The organism is Streptomyces katrae, assembly GCF_000966975.1.
Classification (GTDB): domain Bacteria; phylum Actinomycetota; class Actinomycetes; order Streptomycetales; family Streptomycetaceae; genus Streptomyces; species Streptomyces katrae.
The window spans coordinates 1-3075 of sequence record NZ_JZWV01001421.1 but is presented as its reverse complement, the minus strand read 5'-3'; the positions used below and the strand labels follow the sequence as shown (position 1 = coordinate 3075).

Genomic DNA, 3075 nt, shown 5'->3' with positions numbered 1-3075 from the left:
GCGCGAGTTCAAGCTCACCGAGCCGCAGCTCACGGGGCTGGAGGCGAAGATCCAGCAGACCGGCAAGGGCAAGGAGCAGCAGGCGGTGCGCGCCTGGCTGAAGGAGAACCCCGACGCCGTGAAGCTCACCTGACACCAGGCGCGGCGGAACCCCGCCCCCCCCCGGCCTCCGGCCCGCACCGCGGGCCGGAGGCGGCGCGGGTGCCCACAACGCCGTCGAGGAGGGTCAGGAAGCCGGCCCGACGTGCGCCGTACCGCCTTCCCCGGCGAGGGCCAGGGCAATGCGCCGGTTGGTCTCCTCCCACTCCTCCAGGGGCACCTTCGGCAGCACGTCGCCCCACAACGGCAGGCAGGTGCCCCGCAGTTGCAGCATTCCGGCCGGGCGGGCGATGAACCACACGTGGAAGTGCGAGCCGCCGTCGCCCCACCGGTTGACGTGCACCCGGCCGATCCCGCCCAGCGCCATGACGGCCCGCTCGACGCGCTGCAGCATCCCGCCGAGCTCGGCCGCGCGCGCGGGGGGCAGGTCGGCGAGGTCGCCGTGCTCCCGGGGCAGGAGCATGACCTGCGCGGGCACGCCCTCCGGTTCGGCGAAGCCGCGCACCTTCCAGTGCTCGTCGCTCCACAGGACCGGTGCCCCGTCGTCCTGGCAGCCGTGGCACGGGCGGCCGCCCTCGCCGTCCCGCGGCGGCTCGGGCAGGACGGGAGCGTCCAGTTCCTTGATCCGTATGTCGCCCTCGTAGGGGAAGATCTCCGCGAAGGGGACGCCGCCCTCGGGCAGCGGGATCCGCTCTCCGATCGGCAGCCGCTCGACGAATGCGCTGGGTTCGACAGTCATGATCACACCCTCGCACGGCACCGGAGGGCCCGGCCGGAGATCATGGTCACACCGAGGCGGCCGGCCCGGCCGTGCCCGCCCGCGTGGCGCGGCCGTCAGGCGGTCCGCGCGATCCTCAGGGCCGCCAGGAAGTCGAGGCGGGTTTCGAGGGAGGCGAGGTCGCGGCCCGTGAGCTGTTCGATGCGGGCCATGCGCCGGCGCAGGGAGTTGACGTGGAGCCGGAGTTCGGCGGCGCACCGGGTCCAGGACGCGTCGCATTCGAGGAACGTCCTGAGCGTGTGCAGCAACTCGGTGCGGTGCCGGCTGTCGTGATCCCGCAGCGGACCGAGGAGGCGGGCGGCGAAGCCGTGCAGGGTCTCGGCCGGAACCAGGGGCAGCAGCGACAGGACGTGCGCGGTGAGGTCGTCCGGGCCGCGCACGGCCACCGGCTGCCCGGCGTTCAGGGCGGCACGCAGCCCGGTGCGGGCCTCGTCGAGCGCACGGCGTGCGCTCGCGGGGGTTTCCACCGGGGCGCTCACCCCCACGCCGATCCGGTCCTCGGGGCCGAGCCAGCGGGCGAGCGCCGCGCCGAGGCCACGCTGCAGGGCGGCGCAGTCGACGGCCGGTCCGAGGGGTGCGCCGGGCGCGGGCACGGGTACCAGGACGAGGAGGACGGCCCGGTCTCCGTCGGTCGTGGCGGCGATGTCCTGCGGTGACACCCGTACGGGGCCGTCCGGCCGGAGCAGTGCCTCCTCCAGCAGGACGCGCAGGGCCGCGGCCGGGACCGGGCCACCGCCCTGCCGGATTCCCTCGGCGACCACGAACTGGCAGGGCGGCCAGTGCGACACCCGGCTGACCAGGGCCTGCGCGGTGGCGCTCAGCCGGACGGGGATCTCCTCGGCCGGAACCCGGCTGTGCAGGAGGTCGAGCAGGCGCCGGGCCAGGTCGTGGAGGGCGGCCTTCGCCCGCTCGTGGACCGACCGGGCGTCGGCGAGCAGTTCGACGGTCCGGTCGAGGAGTTCCGTCTCACGGGCTGGCCAGAGCGAGGTGTCGGCCTCCACGACGAGGAGCCAGTCGCCGAACTCCGCCGCACCGCCCGGCGCCGCCGGCCCGCCGGGCCCGCCCACCTCGACCAGGGAGTAGATCCGGTTCCCGACCGTGACCCGGTGGGGAGAGGGCTCGCCCGAACGGCGCGCGGCGAGGTACCGCGCCGCCAGTGCCGCCGCCGTCCTCGCGTGCGGTACGGGCCGGCATCCGGCGATCTGGCGTCCCGTCACGGACAGGACCCGCACCGCCACGCCCAGGGTCTGCCGGACGAGTTCCAGGACGGAGTCCGGGGCGGAGGTCCGGTCGGTGAGGAGCCGCCGGTGGCGTTCCACCAGGGCGGCCAGGTCGGCGACGTGCCGGCCGGGCAGCCGCCGCAGGACGTGCTCGGTGACCGCGGTGAACGGGGTCTCCGGTCTCACGGCGACGAGGGGCAGGCCGTGGCGCCGGCATGCCCGGACGAGGTCGTCCGGGACGAATCCGTGCGCGGCCTCCCCGGCGGCGAGGGCCGTGACGCCTGCCCGGGCGAGGGCGGTCACGAACGGCTCGGCGTCCCCGTCCCCGCGCCACCAGGCGAGTTCGCTGAGGACGAGTTCCCCGCCGTGGAGGAACCGGCCCGGGTCGGCCAGGTCGAGGGTCGGGACGGCCCGTACGACGCGATCGAGTACGCCGTCACCGTCACCGCCGCCGTCACTGCCGCCGCCGTCATCGTCGCCGTCCCGGCCGACGAGCAGCACCAGTCCCAGCTCGTCGGCGTCCAGAAGTTCACGCAGCCTCATGATCACCACCCTCTCCCGCCAGGCATCTGTACCACCCGGATCGCCGCAGCTCAACGGGTCGGGGGCAGGGGAAAGCACGCTCTTCCACAGGTGACGGAGCGCAGGTTCTGAGTGTTCCGTGACTGCCTCGGTGGCCTGGACGCGCTGTCTACTTCTGCGCATCCGGCCGGTACGGCGGTTTCGGGCCACACGGGCCGAGGCGCAGGCACGGACGGGGCCCGGCACGGGGGTCGCGGCACCAAGCAACAGAAGCACCAGAAGCAACAGAAGCACCAGAAGCACCAGAAGCGACAGGAACACCCAGCGCGTCAGGAAGAGGCGGTCTGATCATGGCTCGAACCACCACCGGAATCCCCACGGACGTCACCCAGGGCTCCCGGACCGCCAAGGGCGGCATCGGCGAGTCCACGCTCCGCCCGGACGGCACCCTCAAGG

The 3075-nt window shown here is 74.3% G+C and carries 2 protein-coding genes; both read right to left on the bottom strand.

All coding sequences use genetic code 11. The features are described 5' to 3' along the window. Positions 1-226: 226 nt before the first annotated feature. A complete protein-coding gene (locus VR44_RS37915; RefSeq protein ID WP_052714017.1) occupies positions 227-838 on the bottom strand; it encodes an HIT family protein in 612 nt (203 codons plus the stop codon). A gap of 95 nt (positions 839-933) precedes the next feature. Continuing rightward, complete coding sequence (locus VR44_RS37910) at positions 934-2640, bottom strand: PucR family transcriptional regulator (protein WP_045952224.1); 1707 nt, start codon at positions 2638-2640, stop codon at positions 934-936. Positions 2641-3075 lie beyond the last annotated feature (435 nt).